This window comes from Vibrio sp. 2134-1, from assembly GCF_033339495.1.
The window spans coordinates 1-843 of sequence record NZ_JAWOUS010000253.1 but is presented as its reverse complement, the minus strand read 5'-3'; the positions used below and the strand labels follow the sequence as shown (position 1 = coordinate 843).

Genomic DNA, 843 nt, shown 5'->3' with positions numbered 1-843 from the left:
GATGTTGCTCTGGCAGGAATATCATGAGCAATATCAAGAGCAATCTTACGCTTACACTCAGTTCTGCGAGCACTTCACTCGTTGGTTCAAAACCCAAAAGCGCAGTATGCGTCAGCTCCATGTGGCAGGTGATAAGCTGTTTATCGATTACTGTGGGCCTCGGCTTCAAGTAGTCAATCCTGACACAGGCGAAGTGCGCGAAGCAGAAGTGTTCGTGGCGACCTTGGGCGCGTCCAATTACACCTATGTTGAAGCCTTCCCTAGTCAAGGTAAGTCTTACTGGTTAGAAGCGCATGCGAATGCGTTCGAACACTTCGGCGGTGTACCACAGCTCTTGGTTCCCGATAATCTGCGCAGTGCGGTCACCAAAGCCAATCGTTATGAGCCGATACTGAATGAGAGCTATCAAAAACTGGCGAATCATTATCAAACGGCTGTGATGCCCGCTCGCCCCCACAAACCGAAAGACAAAGCCAAAGCAGAGAATGCCGTTCTCCTAGTGGAACGCTGGATCATGATGCGGCTGCGACACCAAACCTTCCATACCTTCAACGCGCTGAATCTCGCTATCCGAGAACTCATGAATGAGTTAAACCAACGTGAGATGAAACAGTATGGCGCGAGTCGTCAATCACTGTTCGACAAACTCGATAAGCCTGCGTTAAAGCCCCTCCCCAAACAGCGTTACCTGTATACCGAAACCAAACGAGCTAAGGTTGGGCCTGACTATCACATTGAATATCGCCGTCACTACTACTCGGTTCCCCATCAGCTTGTTGGCCACCATGTTGAACTGGAAGCCTCCAACCGTCTGGTGCAGATTTACCATCAAGGTAACTTGAT

1 protein-coding gene is annotated in these 843 nt (G+C 49.8%); it reads left to right on the top strand.

The features are described from left to right. Window positions 1-843: IS21 family transposase (gene istA, locus R7R78_RS25280; RefSeq protein ID WP_225474520.1), on the top strand; the 843-nt coding region annotated here is incomplete at both ends.